18 protein-coding genes are annotated in these 17,217 nt (G+C 66.7%); 8 read left to right on the top strand and 10 right to left on the bottom strand.

What is annotated here, in order from left to right:
- Nucleotides 1-101: 101 nt before the first annotated feature.
- Complete coding sequence (locus ACSFA7_RS24500; protein WP_435501762.1) at nt 102-668, top strand: TetR/AcrR family transcriptional regulator; 567 nt, start codon at nt 102-104, stop codon at nt 666-668.
- Nucleotide 669: 1 nt separating this feature from the next.
- Here the strand turns inward: ACSFA7_RS24500 and ACSFA7_RS24495 are convergent, their stop codons facing one another.
- From ACSFA7_RS24495 to ACSFA7_RS24480, 4 genes are read right to left on the bottom strand one after another with little or no spacing between them, the layout of a single operon-like run.
- On the bottom strand, nt 670-1,707 hold the full coding sequence (locus ACSFA7_RS24495) for a VWA domain-containing protein (protein ID WP_435501761.1): 1,038 nt from the start codon (nt 1,705-1,707) through the stop codon (nt 670-672).
- Complete coding sequence (locus ACSFA7_RS24490) at nt 1,704-2,702, bottom strand: DUF58 domain-containing protein (RefSeq protein ID WP_435501760.1); 999 nt, start codon at nt 2,700-2,702, stop codon at nt 1,704-1,706. The genes ACSFA7_RS24495 and ACSFA7_RS24490 overlap by 4 nt, the downstream gene beginning before the upstream one ends.
- Nucleotides 2,683-3,708: an AAA family ATPase gene (locus tag ACSFA7_RS24485; RefSeq protein WP_435501759.1), complete on the bottom strand. Its 1,026-nt coding sequence runs from the start codon at nt 3,706-3,708 to the stop codon at nt 2,683-2,685. Before ACSFA7_RS24485 ends, ACSFA7_RS24490 begins: the two co-directional genes overlap by 20 nt.
- 20 nt (nt 3,709-3,728) lie before the next feature.
- Entirely contained in the window at nt 3,729-4,733 is a 1,005-nt protein-coding gene (locus ACSFA7_RS24480; RefSeq protein WP_435501758.1) for a S1C family serine protease, read from the bottom strand.
- Between the two features lie 88 nt (nt 4,734-4,821).
- Here ACSFA7_RS24480 and ACSFA7_RS24475 point away from each other — a divergent pair, with 88 nt between their 5' ends.
- Nucleotides 4,822-5,682, top strand: coding sequence for a TatD family hydrolase (locus ACSFA7_RS24475; protein ID WP_435501757.1), 861 nt, complete (start codon nt 4,822-4,824; stop codon nt 5,680-5,682).
- A 130-nt stretch (nt 5,683-5,812) separates the two neighbouring features.
- Nucleotides 5,813-6,271, top strand: a complete 459-nt coding sequence (locus ACSFA7_RS24470; RefSeq protein WP_435501756.1) for a hypothetical protein — start codon at nt 5,813-5,815, stop codon at nt 6,269-6,271.
- Nucleotides 6,272-6,334: 63 nt separating this feature from the next.
- On the opposite strand, the gene cysC is transcribed toward ACSFA7_RS24470, so the two are convergent.
- From cysC to ACSFA7_RS24440, 6 genes are read right to left on the bottom strand one after another with little or no spacing between them, the layout of a single operon-like run.
- The gene (gene cysC / locus ACSFA7_RS24465; protein ID WP_435501755.1) at nt 6,335-6,862 is read right to left on the bottom strand and encodes an adenylyl-sulfate kinase; all 528 of its coding nucleotides are present in this window, start codon (nt 6,860-6,862) and stop codon (nt 6,335-6,337) included.
- Nucleotides 6,859-7,707 carry an STM4011 family radical SAM protein gene (locus tag ACSFA7_RS24460; RefSeq protein ID WP_435501754.1) on the bottom strand — a complete coding sequence of 283 codons (849 nt, stop codon included), beginning with the start codon at nt 7,705-7,707 and terminating at the stop codon, nt 6,859-6,861. Before ACSFA7_RS24460 ends, cysC begins: the two co-directional genes overlap by 4 nt.
- Nucleotides 7,701-9,035, bottom strand: a complete 1,335-nt coding sequence (locus ACSFA7_RS24455) for an STM4012 family radical SAM protein (RefSeq protein ID WP_435501753.1) — start codon at nt 9,033-9,035, stop codon at nt 7,701-7,703. The genes ACSFA7_RS24460 and ACSFA7_RS24455 overlap by 7 nt, the downstream gene beginning before the upstream one ends.
- Complete coding sequence (locus ACSFA7_RS24450; protein WP_435501752.1) at nt 9,029-9,838, bottom strand: STM4013/SEN3800 family hydrolase; 810 nt, start codon at nt 9,836-9,838, stop codon at nt 9,029-9,031. The genes ACSFA7_RS24455 and ACSFA7_RS24450 overlap by 7 nt, the downstream gene beginning before the upstream one ends.
- Nucleotides 9,835-10,905, bottom strand: coding sequence for an STM4014 family protein (locus ACSFA7_RS24445; protein WP_435501751.1), 1,071 nt, complete (start codon nt 10,903-10,905; stop codon nt 9,835-9,837). Before ACSFA7_RS24445 ends, ACSFA7_RS24450 begins: the two co-directional genes overlap by 4 nt.
- A 22-nt stretch (nt 10,906-10,927) precedes the next feature.
- Complete coding sequence (locus ACSFA7_RS24440) at nt 10,928-11,839, bottom strand: STM4015 family protein (protein ID WP_435501750.1); 912 nt, start codon at nt 11,837-11,839, stop codon at nt 10,928-10,930.
- Nucleotides 11,840-11,941: 102 nt separating this feature from the next.
- On the opposite strand from ACSFA7_RS24440, the gene ACSFA7_RS24435 reads away from it, so the two are divergent.
- From ACSFA7_RS24435 to ACSFA7_RS24415, 5 genes are all read left to right on the top strand, one after another.
- The gene (locus ACSFA7_RS24435) at nt 11,942-12,469 is read left to right on the top strand and encodes a DNA-deoxyinosine glycosylase (RefSeq protein ID WP_435501749.1); all 528 of its coding nucleotides are present in this window, start codon (nt 11,942-11,944) and stop codon (nt 12,467-12,469) included.
- Nucleotides 12,469-13,251 (top strand): class I SAM-dependent methyltransferase, encoded by a 783-nt coding sequence (locus ACSFA7_RS24430; RefSeq protein ID WP_435501748.1) that lies wholly within the window; start codon nt 12,469-12,471, stop codon nt 13,249-13,251. The genes ACSFA7_RS24435 and ACSFA7_RS24430 overlap by 1 nt, the downstream gene beginning before the upstream one ends.
- Nucleotides 13,248-15,044, top strand: coding sequence for a type IV pilus assembly ATPase TfpB (gene tfpB / locus ACSFA7_RS24425; protein WP_435501747.1), 1,797 nt, complete (start codon nt 13,248-13,250; stop codon nt 15,042-15,044). The genes ACSFA7_RS24430 and tfpB overlap by 4 nt, the downstream gene beginning before the upstream one ends.
- A gap of 110 nt (nt 15,045-15,154) precedes the next feature.
- Nucleotides 15,155-15,643: a tripartite tricarboxylate transporter TctB family protein gene (locus tag ACSFA7_RS24420; RefSeq protein WP_435501746.1), complete on the top strand. Its 489-nt coding sequence runs from the start codon at nt 15,155-15,157 to the stop codon at nt 15,641-15,643.
- Between the two features lie 16 nt (nt 15,644-15,659).
- On the top strand, nt 15,660-17,171 hold the full coding sequence (locus tag ACSFA7_RS24415) for a tripartite tricarboxylate transporter permease (RefSeq protein WP_435501745.1): 1,512 nt from the start codon (nt 15,660-15,662) through the stop codon (nt 17,169-17,171).
- Nucleotides 17,172-17,217: the final 46 nt, after the last annotated feature.

Genomic DNA, 17,217 nt, shown 5'->3' with positions numbered 1-17,217 from the left:
GCAAGCATGATGACCATCATGTTTGAGGTGGCGAAGCATGATGGTTATCATGCTTAACGTCAAACGAGACCCGGAAGTACCCCGCGACAGAAAGAGGTCACATGCGATACCCCCCAGCAGAAACCGCCGAAAAGCACCAGAAGATCCTGGCCGAAGCCTCGCGCCTGTTCAAGGAGCGCGGCTTCGGCGTGAGCGTGAGCGAGATCATGAAAGCCACGGGCCTCACGCACGGGCCCTTCTACAACCACTTCGATTCGAAAGAAGCGCTGATGGCCGAGTGCATCGCGCACTCTGCGCAGGCGGCGCTCGCCGACCTCGACGCGGCCGGCGAGACGCCCGAAGGCATGCGCGCCTATGTGCAGGATTACCTGAGCCACGAGCACCGCGACGGACGCGCCGAGGGCTGCCTGGTGGCGGCGTTCGCGGGCCAGACGGGCAGCGGGGATGGCGTGGGCGCGTCGCTCACGACGTACCTGAAGTCGGTCATCGACCGCTTCGCCAGGAATTTTCCATGGCGCTCGAAGAAGAATGCCCGGGGCGACGCGATCCGGACTTTGGCGTCGATGTACGGTGGCGTGGTGCTGGCCCGCGCCGTGGACGACGAAGCACTGTCGGAAGAAATCCTGCGCGAGGTGCTCGCCGGCCTTCAGTCGGCCCCGAAGGCCTGACCTAGAGAATCCGGTTGAACCACAGCAGCGACAGCCCCGCCGACAGCAGCGTGAGCACCGCCGCGCCGAGCGCGAACAGCGCCGAGATTTCCGTTTCCTTCTTCTCCACGGTGAGCTTGGAGCTGAGCGTTTCGTAGACCTTCTTCAGGTCGTTCGCGGTGCCGGCGTAGAAGTACTCGGCATTGGTCTTGTTGGCGACGGCCTTGAGCGTTTCCTCGTCGAGCCGCACGCGCATCGACCAGCCTTCGAAGCCGATGGTTTCGCCATCGACCGTGCCCACGCCCACCGTGTAGATGCGCACGCCGCGGTCGGCTGCGGCCTTGGCCGCATCGAGCGGATCGACGCCGGTGGTGCGCTGGCCGTCGGTCAGCATGATGATCGCGGCCGAGGTGAACGAGCCGGGCGCCACGGGCGTGAAGTCCTTGAGCTTCTTCTCGGTCTGGTCGATCGGCGTGCCGCGCTGGCGGCTCGGGGCGCTGAACTGCTCGACGTCGATGCCGGCATCGGGGAACAGCGTGGCGAGCGACACCACGATGGCGTTACCGGTGGCGGTCGCACGCTGCAGCTGGAAGCTGTCGATGGCGGTCACCAGGTCGTCGTGGTTGGTGGTGGGCAACTGCGCCACCTGCGCGCTGCCCGCGAAGGCGACGATGCCCACCTTCACGGTGCGCGGAAGATCCTTGATGAAGCTCTTGGCCGCTTCCTGCGCCGCCACCAACCGGTTGGGCAGCACGTCGGCCGCGCGCATGCTGCCCGAGACGTCCATCGCAAGAATGATGGTCTGCTGGTTCGACGGCAGCATCACCACCGCCATCGGCCGCGCCGCGGCCACCAGCATCGCGGCCATGGCCAAGAGGAACAGCAAGGGCGGAATGTGCCTTCTGAAGCTCTGCCCGGCACCCATCGCCTCGCGCACGATCGAGAGGCTCGCATAGCGCACCGCGAGCTTCTTCTTGCGGCGGATCAGCCAGACATAGAGCAACACCAGCAGCGGCAACGCCGCCAGCAACCAGAGGAATTGAGGCCAGAGAAAAGTCATGCTGCCACCGCCTTCACGCTGCCCGAGACCGACCCTGCGCCGACGCGCGTACGGCGCTTGCGCAGGTCGGCGAAACGAACGATGGCTTCCACCAGGTCGTCGCTGGTCGAAAGCTCCAGGGCGTCGACGCCGGCCTTGGCGAGCGAGGCGCGCAACGTCGCCTCGCGCTCGGCAGCCAGGCGCGCAAAGCGCTTGCGAAAACCGGCATCGTGGGTGTCGACCCAGAGCTGCTCGCCGGTCTCGGCATCGCGCAGTGGCACGAGGCCGAGGTCTGGCAGTTCGAGTTCGAGCGGATCGAAGAGGCGCACGGCGATCACTTCATGCCGTTGCACCAGTTGGCCGAGCGGGCGTTCCCAGCCGGGCTCGCTCAGGAAGTCGGACACCACGAAGACGGTGGAACGGCGCGGCATCAGGTTGGCGGCGGACTTGAGCAGGTCGTCCAGGCGGGTCATGCCCTTTTGCGCCGGCGCGCCGGCCTTGTCGGCGCGGCGCTCCATCGCATGGAGCAGGTGCAGCACGTGACGCCGGCCACTGCGCGGCGGGATCACGGCCTCGAGGTCGTTGCCGTAGACCAGCGCACCGACCCGGTTGCCGTGCCGCGTGAGCAGTCGCGCCAGCACGCCGACAAAGCCGGCCGAGATCTCGCGCTTGGCCTTCAGGCCCGAACCGAAATCGACCGAGCGGCTGAGGTCGAGCACGAACCAGGCCGCCATCTCGCGGTCTTCGGTGAAGACGCGCACATGCGGCGTCTGCAGACGGGCGGTGACGTTCCAGTCGATGTGGCGCACGTCGTCGTGGTGCTGGTATTCGCGCAGGTCCGCCAGGTCGAGCCCGCTGCCGCGCATCAGCGTGCGGTAGTCGCCCTGCAGCAGGCCGTCGAGGCGGCGGATGACGGTCCATTCGAGCCGGCGCAGCGCGCGTTCGGCTCCACCGGCCTCCGCGGCAAGCCGTTCGTCGTTCGCGGCCGCGGGGGCCTTACGCCACCAGCTTTTCATGTTCGAGCGGTTTGGGTGGAGCGGGGATGGCCCGCATGATCTTTTCGATCAGGCTGTCGGGCGTCAGGCCCTCGGACAGCCCTTCGTAGGAAAGCGTCACGCGATGGCGCAGCACGTCGCCCACCAGCGTCGTCATGTCCTCGGGCAGCGCATAGCTACGGCCGCGCAACAGCGCGAGCGCACGCGCGCCCTCGGTGAGGCTGATGCTGGCGCGTGGGCTCGCACCGAAGGTGATGAAGCGGCGCATGTCCTTCAGGCCGTGCTTCTCGGGCGTGCGGGTGGCCGAGACGAGCTTCACCGCGTACTGGATCAGCGAGGGGTCGACGTACACCCGCCGCGCCTCCGCCTGCAGCGCCGCGAGCTGCTCGGTGGTGGCGACCGGGCGGGCTTCCACCGCCGGGCCGATCACGCGCTGCACGATGACGAACTCTTCCTCGTCGCTCGGGTAGTCGACCAGCACCTTCATCATGAAGCGGTCGACCTGCGCCTCGGGCAGCGGGTAGGTGCCTTCGGTCTCGATGGGGTTCTGCGTCGCCATCACGAGGAAGGGCCGCGGCACCTTGTGCGTTTCGCCGGCGATGGTGACCTGGCGCTCCTGCATCACCTCGAGCAGCGCGCTCTGCACCTTGGCCGGCGCGCGGTTGATCTCGTCGGCCAAGAGCAGGTTGGCGAACACCGGGCCGAGCGAGGTGCTGAAGTCGCCCGTCTTCTGGTTGTAGATGCGCGTGCCCACCAGGTCGGCCGGCACCAGGTCGGGCGTGAACTGGATGCGCTTGAACTGGCCGCGCACCGTGTCGGCCAGCGTCTTGATGGTGAGCGTCTTCGCCAGGCCCGGCACGCCTTCGACCAGCAGGTGGCCGCCCGCGAGCATCGCGACCATCACGCGCTCGAGAAAGCGGTCCTGGCCCACGACCACGCGCTTGACCTCGTAGAGGATCTGCTCCATCAGCTCGGCGGTGGCGGGCGCGGTGGAGAAGGTCGACAGGGGCGGGTTCTCTGTGCTCATGCGAAGGGCTTTCGAAGAAATCAGAACGGCGGCGAACCTGCCGCAGAGGCCGCGTTCTCGATGGGCACCGCGAAGCCGATGCCGATGAAGGTGCGCTGCTGCGTCGGGTTGAGGATGGCGGTGACGATGCCCAGCACCTCGCCGTCCATGTTGATGAGCGGGCCGCCCGAGTTGCCGGGGTTGGCGGCCGCGTCGAACTGGATCAGGTTGCCCAGCTCCTGCTTGCCCTCGGGCGAGCGGAACGAGCGCTTCAGGCCCGACACCACGCCGGCCGACACCGAGGGCCCGATGCCGAACGGAAAGCCCACGGCTGCCACCTGGTCGCCGGGGCGCAGGTCGGCGGTGGAGCGCATCGCGGCGGGAATCAGGTCGTCGGGAATCTTCTGCGCCTGCAGCACCGCGAGGTCGTTCTCGGGCTGCACGCCGGTGATGACGGCCACCGCCTCCAGCCCGTCGGCGAAGGTGACCTTGATCTTCTCGGCGCCGGCCACGACGTGCAGGTTGGTCAGGATCACGCCCTTGTCGACGATCACCACGCCGGTGCCGACGCCGCGCTCGACTTCGCCGGGCGCCGTGCCGTCGAGCGGGGCTTCGGGCGGCTTGCCCTTGGCCATGTTGCGGCCGCGCTTCTGGGTCTTGGCTTCGGGCGTGGCCTTCTCGGTGCCATAGCCCACCACGCGAACGACCGAGGGCCGGATGATGTCGGCCGCTCTGGCGGCGGGCGAGGGGAGGGTAGCGGTCTGCATCGTGCGCAGCACGGCCGCGTCGATGTCCTTCTGCGTGATCACCTTGCCCTGGCGCGGCCACCACACGGTGCCGCCGGCGACCAGCGCCGCGCACAGCACGAGGAGGAGGGCGAAGCTCTTGCGTCCCGGCTGCCAGCCGGTGCGGACGGCCGGTGGCTGCACGGCGCCACCTGCGCCTGCCGTGTCCGGCGATGCCTCGGCATCCGCCGGATCGGCCGCTTGTTCTGCGGCCGGCGGCGGCGTGCGGGGCGAACGGCTGTAGAAAGCGGGCCTGCGCATCGGAGAACCTCCGGCAAAAAAGACGCGTGAAGGAGTTCACAGTAGCACGCTTTCCGCGCCTGCGCATCCCTTCGGGCATCATGGCGCGATGCCTTCGTTCGTCGATACCCACTGCCACCTGGACGCGCCCGAATTCGGTGCAGAGATGCCGCAGATCCGCGCCCGCGCCGCGGCGCAGGGGATTTCCCTGTGCGTGATCCCGGCGGTGGCCGTCTTCAATTTCGACACCGTGCGCGAGCTGGCGCACAGGCAGGGTGATGCCTATGCGCTGGGTATCCACCCACTTTGCACGGGCCAGGCGCAAGACGCCGACCTCGAGGTGCTCGATGCGGAACTGACCGCGCGGCAGGGCGATCCGCGGCTCGTGGCGGTCGGCGAGATCGGCCTGGACTACTTCGTCGAAGGCCTGGACGGCCCGAAGCAGGAGCGTTTTTTTCACACTCAGTTGCAACTGGCACGCAAGCACGGGTTACCCGTGCTCATCCACGTGCGGCGCTCGGTCGACAAGGTGCTCAAGCATTTGCGGCAGACGGCGGGCGGGCGGCCATGGCAGGGCATCGCGCATGCGTTCAACGGCAGCGAGCAGCAGGCCAATGCCTGCATCGAACTCGGGCTCAAGCTCGGCTTCGGCGGCGCGGTGACTTTCGAGCGCGCGCTGCAGTTGCGGCGGCTCGCGACCACCTTGCCGCTCGGCGCGATCGTGATGGAGACGGATGCCCCCGACATCCAGCCGCACTGGCTCTACCGCACACAGGCGCAGCGCGACGCCGGCGAAGTGCAGGGCCGCAACGAGCCGGGCGAGCTGCCGCGCATCGCCGAAGTGGTGGCCGGATTGCGCGGCATCGGCATCGATGCGCTGGCCGCAGCCACCACCCGGAATGCGGTCGAAACGCTGCCGAAGCTCGAAAGTCTCATGGCCTTGTCGGAACGCGCGCCGCACCCCGCGTAGGCCAATGTCCCGAGTTGCGCGCACGAGGGTAGAGCCTCACTTTTTGCTGTCATCCTTGAGGTTCGAAGCGACGTTGCTTGCACAGTGGCAAGTCCGTCACTCCAACACTTCACTCAAAAAGGAGTCTTCCATGACCACATCTTTTGTTCGCACCATGCCTGTTGTGCTCGCCTTGGCGCTCGCCTCCATCGGTGTGTCCGCCGTGGCACAGACCGCGGCCCCCGCAACCGCCGAGCCCACCACCACCGAGAAGGTGAAGGAAGCCGGCAAGGACGCCGTGGACGCGACCAAGCGCACGACCAAGAAGGCCGTGAACGCCACCGAAGCCGGCGCCGAGAAGGCCTGGGACGCCACCAAGAGCACCACCAAGAAGGCTGCCAACGCCACCGAGCGCGGCACCAAGAAGGCTTGGAACGCGACCAAGAACACCACCAAGAAGGCCACCAACGCCACCAAGAACGCAGCCGTGAAGACCGGCGATGCCGTTGAAACCGCCGGCCACAAGACGGCGGACGGCATGCGCAGCACGGGCGCCGCCATCGGCGAGAAGATCCCCGGCACCGCCGAGAACGAAGCCGCCAAGAAGTAAGCCTGGGCTCCGGTCCGCGCTCTCTCGAAAAAACCCGCTTCGGCGGGTTTTTTCATGGGCAGATCAGGCGCCGTTGAGCAGTTCGATCACCTGGTCCGCGAGGGCGTCGGGAGACGGATGGGTTCCATCGAGGCGCAGCTCCGGCCGTTCCGGCGCTTCGTAGGGGGAGTCGATGCCCGTGAAGTCCACGATCTCGCCCCGCCTCGCCTTCCGATACAGGGATTTCGGATCGCGCGCTTCCGCGATCTCGATCGGCGTGTCGACATGGATCTCGAAGAACGCGCCTGCCGGAAAGCGCGAACGGGCCATTGCGCGGGCCTCGCGAAACGGCGAGATCAGCGCCACGATGACGGTCAGGTCCGCGGCGTGCATCAGCTTCGCGACCTCCGCAACCCGCCGGGTGCTTTCCATGCGATCCGCATCGCTGAAGCTGAGGTCGCGATTCAGCCCGAGCCGCATGTCGTCGCCATCCAGCAGCAGCGTGTGCCTGCCCAGCGCGCGAAGCCGCGTCTCGACATTGCGCGCGATGGTCGTCTTGCCCGCGCCGGAGATGCCGGTGAGCCAGACGACGCAGGGCATCCGGTCGTTCATGTCTGCAGCGGAATGCGGGCGAGCACGCCGTCGCCGTAGGCCGGGTAGAAGTCCAGGTCCCGCCGATGCACGTAGCCGATGAAGCAGTCGCACTTGAATCGGCTGCAGGGCTGCTCCACCAGCATGCCGTCGAGGTCGTCGGCGTAGAGGTTGCCCAGGCGTCGCGGAATGAAGTGGCACCGCTGCACCTCGCCGTCGCCATCGACAACGATAGCTTCGGAGCCTGCGCGACAGGCCTTTCCGCGCGACGGCCCGGGCGAATGCTCGTGCATGAACCGCGGGTCCAGCGCGTCGAGCCACTGCAGGTCCTGGGCCGTGTAGTAACCCGGGCCGCGCCTGTCGTAGGCGTTGAGCCAGAAGGGCGTGGTTTCAGGGAGCGCCGACTTCAGGGCGCGAATGGCCTCGTAGTGCTCCTGCATGGCCACGACGCCGACAGAGTGGCCGATACCCAGCGCCGACAGCTGCCGGGTCCGCTCGATGAATCGCTCAAGCCGCGTCTGGTCGGGGTGATAGGTGCACCACAGGGAGATCTTCCCGGCCGGTGCATCGGCAAGCCACGACAGCGGCCCCGCCAGGTTGGTCTGCAGGGCCACCTGGGACACATGCGGCATGGCGGCGAGCGCCAGCATCGCGTGGCGATAGGGGCGGCGCACCATGGCTTCGCCCCAGGGCGTGAACAGGATTCGGAGGGGCCGCGTCTGCCTGCCTGCCCAATCGACGAAGCGCGCCACCTCGGTGGCATCCCGCGCGAGCGTGGCGCGGCTGTCCCGCCGCTTGGCAAAGGGGCAATAGCTGCAGCTGTAGTTGCAGCTCGACAGGCTTCCCCGATAGAGAACCGTCAGCATGGCGCGTTCGGCATCAGGCCGCGCACGGCGGCCGATGCGAGCCAGGGGCCGATGGTGTCCGAATAGGAAACGCCCCGCGCGTTCAGCTGGAAGAGGCCTGCCTCGTCCGTCGCGAGTTCCAGGGCCGTGAGTTCCCGCAGTTGCGGCAGCTCTTCGAGCACCGGGGCGCCGAAGCGCTGTTCGTAGGCGGCGTGCGAAAGGCCGGGGTCCGTCAGGAGCGACTGGATCACGAAGCGCCGGCGCTGCTCGTCGCCGTCGAGTTCGAACCCGTAGCGGGCCTCTGCGAACTGCTCCTCGTCGCAGGCGATGAAGTCTTCGATGATGCTGCGCGTCGCGCTGCGCTGCACGGCATAACTGGAGGAGTAGTGAAGGCTGCGGGTGTACGAGCGCGCACCAGCGCCGAACCCCACCATGCCGTCGTCCTGGCAGCAATAGACCGGGCCGTTGTCCCGGGGCGCGTGCGGTGCGCGAAACATGCGCATCGAGACCTGCTCGTAGCCCGCCTCCAGCAGGCGCGCCCTGGCCGCGGCGTACAGCGCCTGCCGGAAATCCGCGCCCTGCTCGGCCTTGCGGATCGCCATTTTCCCGAGCCCCGTCTGCTCGCGCACGTAGAGCGGATAGAGGTAGAGCTCTTCTGGCCCGAACGCCAGCGCGCTCTCGATGGAAGACAGCCAGCTTTCCACGGTCTGCCCGTCGATGCCGTAGATCAGGTCGAGGTTCATGACCGGAAAACCCGCTTCGCGGATCTGGCCGATGGCCTCGATGACCACGGCGTTCTGCTGCGGACGCGCCAGCGCGCGAACCTCGTGTTGCGCAAAGCTCTGGATGCCCATGCTCACGCGCTGGACGCCCATCGCGCGGCACATGCGCATCCGGTCGTGCGTCACGGTTTCAGGCGAGACCTCGATGCCCGATGGCGTGGCCTGCAGGTCGATGCCGAGGATGCGGTCGGCCGCAACGTACAGCCGCTCGAGCAGTGCGGACGGAAGGTAGCTGGGCGTGCCGCCGCCCACCGCCAGCCGCGCGAACCGGCGTTCGCCGAGGGCGCGGTCCATGGCCCGCATCTGCCGCACGACGGCATCGACGTAGGACTCGACGAGCGCCTCGGCAGGCTGCGCCATCGCGAAGAGATTGCAGAAGCCGCACCGCATCGTGCAGAAGGGCACGTGGATGTAGGCGAAGAGCGCCGAGCGATCTTCCGTGGCCCACGCTTCGCGCAGCGAGCGGGAGGGCAGCGGCCGGTAGGCACTCTTGTGCGGGTAGCTGTACGAGTAGGCCTGGTAGGGCCCTTGCTGGAGCCATTCGGCGAGCGATGGGGCGTTCAGCATGGTGCCCCCAGGAAGAAGTGCGCATACGGAACGGTCCACACGCAATCGTGGCCGATGCGGTGGCCGTGATAGCCGTCATCGCCGTATGCCGTGCCGTGGTCGGAGCAGACGATCACGAAGGTGGGCCCGCGCGACGCGCAGGCGTTGAACAGGGGGCCCAGTGCCCCGTCCACGTAGCGCAACGCGGCGGCATGGGTTTCGATGGAATCCTCGGTATGACCGGGAAGGTAGGCGCGATTCGGTGTGTGGATCGAGGACACGTTGATGAAGAGAAACACGCGCTGCGCATCGGCATGCAGCCGCTGCACGGCCAGGTCCACCTGGCGCTTCGTGGAGTGGCGGTGCCCCACGCCCAACGTGGGATGCCAATGGCTCTCCGCGAACATCCCGGGAAACACCTGGCCCAGCGCGTTCTGCTTGTTGAAGAAGCCCACGCCGCCGATGCAGACGGTGCGGTATCCGCGTGCACCCAGGCCCTTGGGAATGTTCTCTTCATCGAAGACGAAGGTGGTGCGCGCCGTGGTCTCGCTGCCGCGAAAGGCGGTGGCGAAGAGCCGGGCGTGCGCGCCCGGCCTGGCCGGTGTCGGCAGGTAGCCGGCGAAGAACGCGTGGTGGGCTGCGTAGGTGAAGTTGCCCGGCGTGTGGCGCTTCTCCCAGCCTTGCGCGGGTAGGTGCCGAGAGAGCACCGGCAGCTCGCCGCGCTCGAACGCCGCTTGCGCCACGTCATAGCGCAAGGTGTCGAGCGTGATCATCACGATGTCATGGGTGCCGACCACCCGGTTCATGTCGACGGGCTCGTTCATCGCATCGCACCGTCGCCGAAGGCGGTGGCGTAGGTGTCCTTGCCCTGCCACAGCCAACCCGGCAGCAGGTCGCCGAAGGCGTTGGCCTCCAGCACATGGGCTTTTCCCTGGCGTACCACGAGGTCGAAGCCGACGACGTTGCTGCGCGGAAAAACGCTCGCGGCAAGTTCGGCCGTCGAGGCGAGCGCCGCCTGGTCTTCGGACGCGAGCACGCGGTCGGGGTCGACACGCTCGCTGTCCAGGTGGAGGTTGGTCATCGGTCGTTGTCCGAGGCGTGCGATGCGGTGCGCGACGCGGCCGCCGAAGGTCACCGCGCGCAGGTCGAAATGGCCCGCCCCATGGCGCGGCTTGGGTATCCATGCCTCCGCGTACGCGCCCTGGGCGCTCACCAGGTCGACCACGCGGCGCACCTCGTCGTGCCGCGTGTAGCAGGACACGCGCTTGACGTTGAACAATCGCCCGCCTTCGTGAAGTTGCGCGGTCGTGGCGGCCTGCTGCTGTCCGCGGCGATTGCGCCGGAATGCGATCACGCCGGACGCGGACGATCCATAGCGGGCTTTGAGGAAAACGCGGTCCAGGTCTTCTTGGTCGAGGAGGGCGACCAGATGTTCGTAATCGCGCACGAGCCCCAGCAATGGCGCAGTGGGCACGGACCGGGACTGCAGCTGCTGCTGGCAATCCAGCTTGTCGGTCATCGCCAGGATCTCCGCGGGCGCGTTGACGACCCGTGCATGGGGCATCGCAGCGAGCATGCGCTCGAGGCGTTTCATTGCGATGCGGAAGCCCTCGAACCATGCGTCCGTTTGCGCCAGCTCGCCGCGTTCGATCGAAGGGCAGGGCGCGCGGCCCAGGTGCTCGCATCCCATGTGCACGAGCGCCATGTGCACCCGGGCGTCGTCCCCGGGCGGTTCAATCTTGAGGCGGCAGGGCTGCTGGAGCTGGCCTTCGAGAGCCTGCGCGTCGGTCAGCCATTCGCGCCATTCGACGAGCCGCACGGAGGCCCCCGTTTCCCGGGCCGCGGCCAGCAGGCCTTGCGTGCGCTTGCTCGTCGCAACGCCCAGCACCACCCAAGGGAGCATTGCCGGACGCCTACTCGCCCACCGCCACGTACCGATTCCCTTCGTCCGGCTCCTGCGGATCGTCGAGCACCACGCCGGGGATGGCCGCGCGCAGTTGCGCCTGAACCGGCGCGCTGATGTAGTGGTGCGACAGGTCGAGGCGCTTCAGCTTCGTGACGTGAGGGCTTGCAAGCAGGGCCTTGGCGCCTTCGTCGCCGAGCGTGCCGAGCGACAGGTCGAGGGTGTCGAGCTCCGCGACCCAGCCTTCGGTTGCCAGCCACACGGCCACCTGGTCGGCGATCTCCGAATCGCGAAGCCCAAGGTAGCGCAGCTTGGGCGAGCGAAGTTTCTGCAATACGCCTCGGAACAGGTCGACGTCGCCGTCGAAGCCGTATTCGTCGGTGCCCAGCCACAGCTCGAGGTGCTCGAGCGACGGCAGCGTGGATTGCGCCAGGCCCTCGCTGATCTCGCGCGGCAGGCCGCCGGATTCGATGACGAGTTCACGCAGCGCGGAGTGGCTGAACGCAGGCAGCTGCAGCGAGGTCGCGCCACGGATGCGCAGCACCTCGAGTTGAGGAAAGGCCTGCAGCAGGGCTTGATAGTTGCCCTGGATGATCCAGGAAATCTCGCAGTCCTCGAAGGTCATGTCGCCGACGAACAGCGCCTTGAGATTCTTCAGTTCGGACGCGTGTTCGACCAGGACTTCGAACGCGTCGCCGGGGCCGGTGTCGTGGGGCTCGGACCATGGCCCGAGGATCAGGGCGTCGAGCGCGTTCTTGTCGATCTTGGAGAGGTACTCCTCGAGCAATGCGCCCATCGACTTGTCGTCGTCGTAGTCCAGGCACAGGCGGTGAACGATGCCGGGACCGCCGGCCACCTCGCCACCTTGATAGTCCTGAACACTCTTGCCGAAAAATGTCTCGGTACGGTCCGAGATGGTCATGTTGTTCCCTCCGCCACGGTGTGTCTGTGAAGCGGGGGAGAATAACTGACGGGCATGGCTTGCCCATGACGGTGGACCGCGACAGTGCCAAGATGCAGCCCCATGAATCCATCCGCCGCACCCGACCCCGACAACCTGGTGCTCACAGGCCTCGCGCCCATCGTCTCGCCCGCCACCGTCGTGCTGATCCTCGGCAGCTTTCCGGGCGTGCGGTCGCTCGAACAGCAGCAGTACTATGCGCATCCCCAAAACCAGTTCTGGAAGATCTTGCAAGCCGTCTGGCCCGACCACCCGCTGCCGACAGGCGCAGACAGCTACGCGAAGAAGAAGGCGTGGCTGCTCGATCGCGGCCTGGGCGTGTGGGACGTGTACGCGGCGTGCGAACGCGAAGGCAGCCTCGATTCGGCGATTCGCGCACCCGTCGCGAACGACATCGCCGGACTCAAGCTGCCGAAGCTCGCCGCCATCGCGCACAACGGCGGCGAGAGCTTCAAGCACGCACGCCACACGCGCACACTCGGCGTGCCGGTCTACCAGTTGCCTTCCACCAGCCCCGCCAATGCGTCGTGGAGCTTCGAGCGCAAGCTCGCGGCCTGGCGCGAGGTCTTCGACGCCCACAAACTCATCTGATGGCCACGCGCACCACCCCCGTTCTTCCCGAAGTCAATTTCTCCGACTGGGGCGACATCCGCTACCTGCACCTGGGCACCGAATGGGTCCAGGGCTCCATGAAGCTCGATGCACCGTTCGAGATCGAACTCGAATACGTGCAGCGCATGATGGCCTGGCTGCTGTTCGTCGACGGCAAGACCGTCGCCAGCCGCCATGCGATGCAGCTGGGCCTTGGCGCGGCCACGCTCACCAAGTTCTGCCGCAAGACGCTGCGCATGCGCACCACGGCGGTCGAGCTCAATCCGCAGGTGGTGTCGGCCTGCCGCGGCTGGTTCAAGCTGCCGGCCGACGACCCGAAGCTGCGCGTGGTGATCGCCGATGCGGCCGTGGAGATCCGCAAGCCCGAGTGGCACGGCACCGTCGATGCGTTGCAGGTCGACCTGTATGACCATGAAGCGGCGGCACCGGTGCTCGACAGCGAAGACTTCTACGCCGACTGCCGCGCGCTGCTCACCGAAGACGGCTGCATGACGGTCAACCTCTTCGGCCGCTCGTCGAGCTACGAGCGCAGCCTGGAGAAGATCGCCGCCGCGTTCGGCGCCGATGCCGTCTGGGCCTTCAAGCCGACGCGGGAAGGCAACACGGTGGTGCTGGCGCAGCGCACGCCGAGCCGCCCGAAGCGCGAGGTGCTTGCCGAGCGCGCGCAAACGATCCAGACTCGCTGGAGTCTGCCCGCGCCGAAGTGGCTGCGGGTGTTCAAGCCCCTGAATACTTCCATCACCCGACCTGCCGGCTCATGAGCGCTGTTCCCGCCGTTTCCGCCCCCGCCCCTCTGGCCGCCCGCCACGAAGGCCCGCTCGACCTGCGCCGCCTGATCGAATGGCTGGCCACCGACGGCGTGATTTCCCCCGTCGAAGCCAAGCGCACCATCGCACGCTGCGCTCAGGCCGAGAGCCGCCAGGCGCCACTGGTTCGCCTCGCGAACGTGGCGATGACGCGCGAGAGCGACAACAAGCCGCTCGACCTCGAAGCGCTCACGCAATGGCTCGCCGGCCGCGCGGGCCTTTCCTACCTGCGTATCGATCCGCTGAAGGTCGACGTGGGCAAGGTCGCCGACACCATGAGCGCGGCCTACGCCGAGCGTCACAAGGTGCTGCCCGTGCAGGTGCTGCCCAACGAGGTGGTGGTGGCCACGGCCGAGCCGTTTCTCACCGACTGGATCTCCGAGGTCGAGCGCCAGTCCAAGCGCACCGTGCGGCGCGTGGTGGCCAACCCGGCCGACATCCAGCGCTACACGGCCGAATTCTTCGCGCTCGCGAAGTCGGTGCGCGCCGCGCAAAAGGCCGGCGGCAATACCGGCGGCGCGAGCTTCGAGCAGCTGGTGGAACTGGGCAAGAGCAACAAGCAACTGGACGCCAACGACCAGAGCGTGGTGCAGGTGGTCGACTGGCTCTGGCAATACGCCTTCGACCAGCGCGCGAGCGATATCCACCTGGAACCGCGCCGCGAGCAGGGCGTGATCCGCTTTCGCATCGACGGCATCCTGCATCCCGCCTACCAGATGCCGATGGGCGTGATGAACGCGATGGTCGCGCGCATCAAGCTCCTGGGCCGCATGGACGTGGTCGAGAAGCGCCGTCCGCTCGACGGCCGCATCAAGACCCGCAACATGCGCGGCGACGAAGTCGAAATGCGCCTGTCGACCTTGCCGACTGCCTTCGGCGAGAAGATGGTGATGCGGATCTTCGACCCCGACACCGCGGTGAAGGACCTCGATGCGCTGGGCTTCGCCCAGCACGACGCGCAGCGCTGGGAGCAGCTCGTCACGCGGCCCAACGGCATCATTCTGGTGACCGGCCCGACTGGCTCGGGCAAGACCACCACGCTGTACTCCACGCTCAAGCGCGTGGCGACCGAAGAGGTCAACGTGAGCACGGTGGAAGACCCGATCGAAATGATCGAGCCCTCGTTCAACCAGACGCAGGTGCAGCCGCAGTTGGACTTCGGTTTCACCGAGGGCCTGCGCGCGCTGATGCGGCAGGACCCGGACATCATCATGGTCGGCGAAATCCGCGACCTCGCCACTGCCGAGATGGCGGTGCAGGCGGCGCTCACCGGCCACCTGGTGTTCAGCACGCTGCACACCAACGACGCACCGAGCGCCATCACGCGGATGATGGAACTGGGCGTGCCGTCGTACCTGATCACCGCCGTGATGCTCGGCGTGCTTGCGCAGCGCCTGGTGCGCACGCTGTGCCCGCACTGCAAGCAGCCCGACGACGCGGTCACGCGCGAAAGCCTGGAAGCCATCGTCAAGCCCTGGCAGATCACCGGCTCTGTGCGTGCCTACAAGCCGGTTGGTTGCGTCGACTGCCGCATGACCGGCTACATGGGCCGCATGGGCCTCTACGAACTGCTGAGCGTGACCGAGGCCTTCAAGGACAAGGTCACCAAGGAGCCCAACCTCACGGGCCTGCGGCGCCAAGCCGTGATCGACGGCATGCGACCCCTGCGCCTAGCAGGCGCGTTGCGCGTGGCCGAGGGCGTGACCACCATCGAAGAGGTGCTGAGCGCTACGCCACCCCTGGAGTGATGTGTTGCCATTTGGGTTAACCCTAACCGTTCGGTTAGTGAAATCCACATCCGCCTGACCGCAAGCTGACCGGACAATCCCGCATCGAAACTTGTTCGAGGAGACTGTTCGTGAAAATCAAAAGTCAGAAAGACTTTTTCTCGGGACTGATGTTCACCGTCGTGGGTGTGGGGTTCGCCTGGGGCGCCACCACCTACAGCGTGGGCAGCGGCGCCCGCATGGGTCCCGGTTACTTCCCGCTGATGCTCGGCATCCTGATGGCCCTGATCGGCCTGGGGATCATGTTCAGCGGCCTCACCGTTGAAACGACCGACGGCGAAAAAATCGGCAAATGGGCCTGGAAGCAGGTGGTGTTCATTTTGGGCGCCAACCTCGCATTCGGCATCCTGCTGGGCGGCCTGCCGAGCATCGGCGTGCCGGCCATGGGAATGATCATCGCGATCTATGCGCTCGTGATCATCGCCAGCCTTGCGGGCCACGAGTTCAAGCTGCCCACCGTGCTGATCCTGGCCACTGTCCTGGCCATCGGCAGCTACATCGCATTCATCTGGGCGCTCAAGCTGCAGATCCAGGTCTGGCCGACCTTCATCACCGGTTGAGAAGAAAGCTGCTCACATGGAATTGTTTGACCACCTCTCGATGGGTTTTGGCGTTGCCTTTACCTTCACGAACCTGCTGTACTGCCTGGTCGGCTGCATTCTGGGCACGCTGATCGGCGTGCTGCCGGGCATCGGCCCGGTCGCGACCATCGCGATGCTGCTGCCCGCCACGTATGCGCTGCCGCCCGTCTCGGCGCTGATCATGCTGGCCGGTATCTATTACGGCGCGCAATACGGCGGTTCGACCACCGCCATCCTGGTGAACCTGCCGGGCGAATCGTCCTCGGTGGTGACCGTGATCGACGGCTACCAGATGGCGCGCAAGGGCCGTGCGGGTCCGGCGCTCGCGGCTGCGGGTCTCGGCTCGTTCTTCGCGGGTTGTGTCGGCACGCTGATCCTGGCCGCCTTCGCGCCGCCGCTGACCGAACTGGCCTTCAAGTTCGGCCCGGCCGAGTACTTCTCGTTGATGATCCTGGGCCTGATCGGCGCCGTGGTGCTGGCTTCGGGCTCGTTGCTCAAGGCCATCGCGATGATCGTGCTGGGCCTGCTGCTGGGTCTGGTCGGTACCGACGTGAACTCGGGTGTCGCGCGCTACAGCTTCGACATTCCTGAACTCACCGACGGCATCGGCTTCGTGGCCATCGCCATGGGTGTGTTCGGCTACGGCGAAATCATTGCCAACCTCTCGCGCCCGGACGACGAACGCGAAGTGTTCACCGCCAAGGTCTCGGGCCTGTTCCCGACCAAGGAAGACTTCAAGCGCATGGTGCCTGCCGTTCTGCGCGGCACGGCGCTGGGTTCTGCGCTGGGCATCCTGCCCGGCGGCGGTGCGCTGCTGGCGGCTTTCGCGGCGTACACGATCGAGAAGAAGACCAAGCTGAAGCCGGGCGAAGTGCCCTTCGGCAAGGGCAACATTCGCGGCGTGGCGGCTCCCGAGTCGGCCAACAACGCCGGTGCGCAAACCTCCTTCATCCCGCTGCTGACGCTGGGCATTCCGCCCAACGCCGTGATGGCGCTGATGGTGGGCGCGATGACCATCCACAACATCCAGCCCGGCCCGCAGGTGATGACCAGCAACCCCGAGCTGTTCTGGGGCCTGATCGCCTCGATGTGGCTGGGCAATGCGATGCTGATCATCCTGAACCTGCCGCTGATCGGCATGTGGATCAAGCTGCTGTCGGTGCCGTACAAGTTCCTGTTCCCGGCGATCGTGCTGTTCTGCGCGATCGGCGTGTACTCGACCAACAACAACACCTTCGACATCTGGATGGTGGGCATCTTCGGTCTGGTGGGCTACACCTTCTTCAAGCTGGGTTGCGAGCCTGCGCCGTTGCTGCTGGGCTTCATCCTCGGGCCGATGATGGAAGAAAACCTGCGCCGCTCGCTGCTGCTGTCGCGTGGCGACTGGAGCGTGTTCGTCACGCGTCCGATCTCCGCGAGCCTGCTGGCTGCTGCTGCGCTGCTGCTGATCATCGTGCTCTTGCCTGCTGTGAAGTCCAAGCGCGAAGAGGCCTTCGTCGAGGATTGAGCGGGGCTACGGCTCTCTTTGGAAAAACGGCGCCTTCGGGCGCCGT

This window comes from Variovorax trehalosi, assembly GCF_051216415.1.
Taxonomy (GTDB): domain Bacteria; phylum Pseudomonadota; class Gammaproteobacteria; order Burkholderiales; family Burkholderiaceae_C; genus Variovorax.
This window is presented reverse-complemented; position numbering and strand designations above follow the sequence as displayed.

Excerpts from the sequence above, each read along its gene's own strand:
- ACSFA7_RS24500 (WP_435501762.1), top strand. The coding sequence starts at position 102 with ATGCGATACCCCCCAGCAGAAACCGCCGAAAAGCACCAGAAGATCCTG.
- ACSFA7_RS24495 (WP_435501761.1), bottom strand. The coding sequence starts at position 1,707 with ATGACTTTTCTCTGGCCTCAATTCCTCTGGTTGCTGGCGGCGTTGCCG.
- ACSFA7_RS24490 (WP_435501760.1), bottom strand. The coding sequence starts at position 2,702 with ATGAAAAGCTGGTGGCGTAAGGCCCCCGCGGCCGCGAACGACGAACGG.
- ACSFA7_RS24485 (WP_435501759.1), bottom strand. The coding sequence starts at position 3,708 with ATGAGCACAGAGAACCCGCCCCTGTCGACCTTCTCCACCGCGCCCGCC.
- ACSFA7_RS24480 (WP_435501758.1), bottom strand. The coding sequence starts at position 4,733 with ATGCGCAGGCCCGCTTTCTACAGCCGTTCGCCCCGCACGCCGCCGCCG.
- ACSFA7_RS24475 (WP_435501757.1), top strand. The coding sequence starts at position 4,822 with ATGCCTTCGTTCGTCGATACCCACTGCCACCTGGACGCGCCCGAATTC.
- ACSFA7_RS24470 (WP_435501756.1), top strand. The coding sequence starts at position 5,813 with ATGACCACATCTTTTGTTCGCACCATGCCTGTTGTGCTCGCCTTGGCG.
- cysC (WP_435501755.1), bottom strand. The coding sequence starts at position 6,862 with ATGAACGACCGGATGCCCTGCGTCGTCTGGCTCACCGGCATCTCCGGC.
- ACSFA7_RS24460 (WP_435501754.1), bottom strand. The coding sequence starts at position 7,707 with ATGCTGACGGTTCTCTATCGGGGAAGCCTGTCGAGCTGCAACTACAGC.
- ACSFA7_RS24455 (WP_435501753.1), bottom strand. The coding sequence starts at position 9,035 with ATGCTGAACGCCCCATCGCTCGCCGAATGGCTCCAGCAAGGGCCCTAC.
- ACSFA7_RS24450 (WP_435501752.1), bottom strand. The coding sequence starts at position 9,838 with ATGAACGAGCCCGTCGACATGAACCGGGTGGTCGGCACCCATGACATC.
- ACSFA7_RS24440 (WP_435501750.1), bottom strand. The coding sequence starts at position 11,839 with ATGACCATCTCGGACCGTACCGAGACATTTTTCGGCAAGAGTGTTCAG.
- ACSFA7_RS24435 (WP_435501749.1), top strand. The coding sequence starts at position 11,942 with ATGAATCCATCCGCCGCACCCGACCCCGACAACCTGGTGCTCACAGGC.
- ACSFA7_RS24430 (WP_435501748.1), top strand. The coding sequence starts at position 12,469 with ATGGCCACGCGCACCACCCCCGTTCTTCCCGAAGTCAATTTCTCCGAC.
- tfpB (WP_435501747.1), top strand. The coding sequence starts at position 13,248 with ATGAGCGCTGTTCCCGCCGTTTCCGCCCCCGCCCCTCTGGCCGCCCGC.
- ACSFA7_RS24415 (WP_435501745.1), top strand. The coding sequence starts at position 15,660 with ATGGAATTGTTTGACCACCTCTCGATGGGTTTTGGCGTTGCCTTTACC.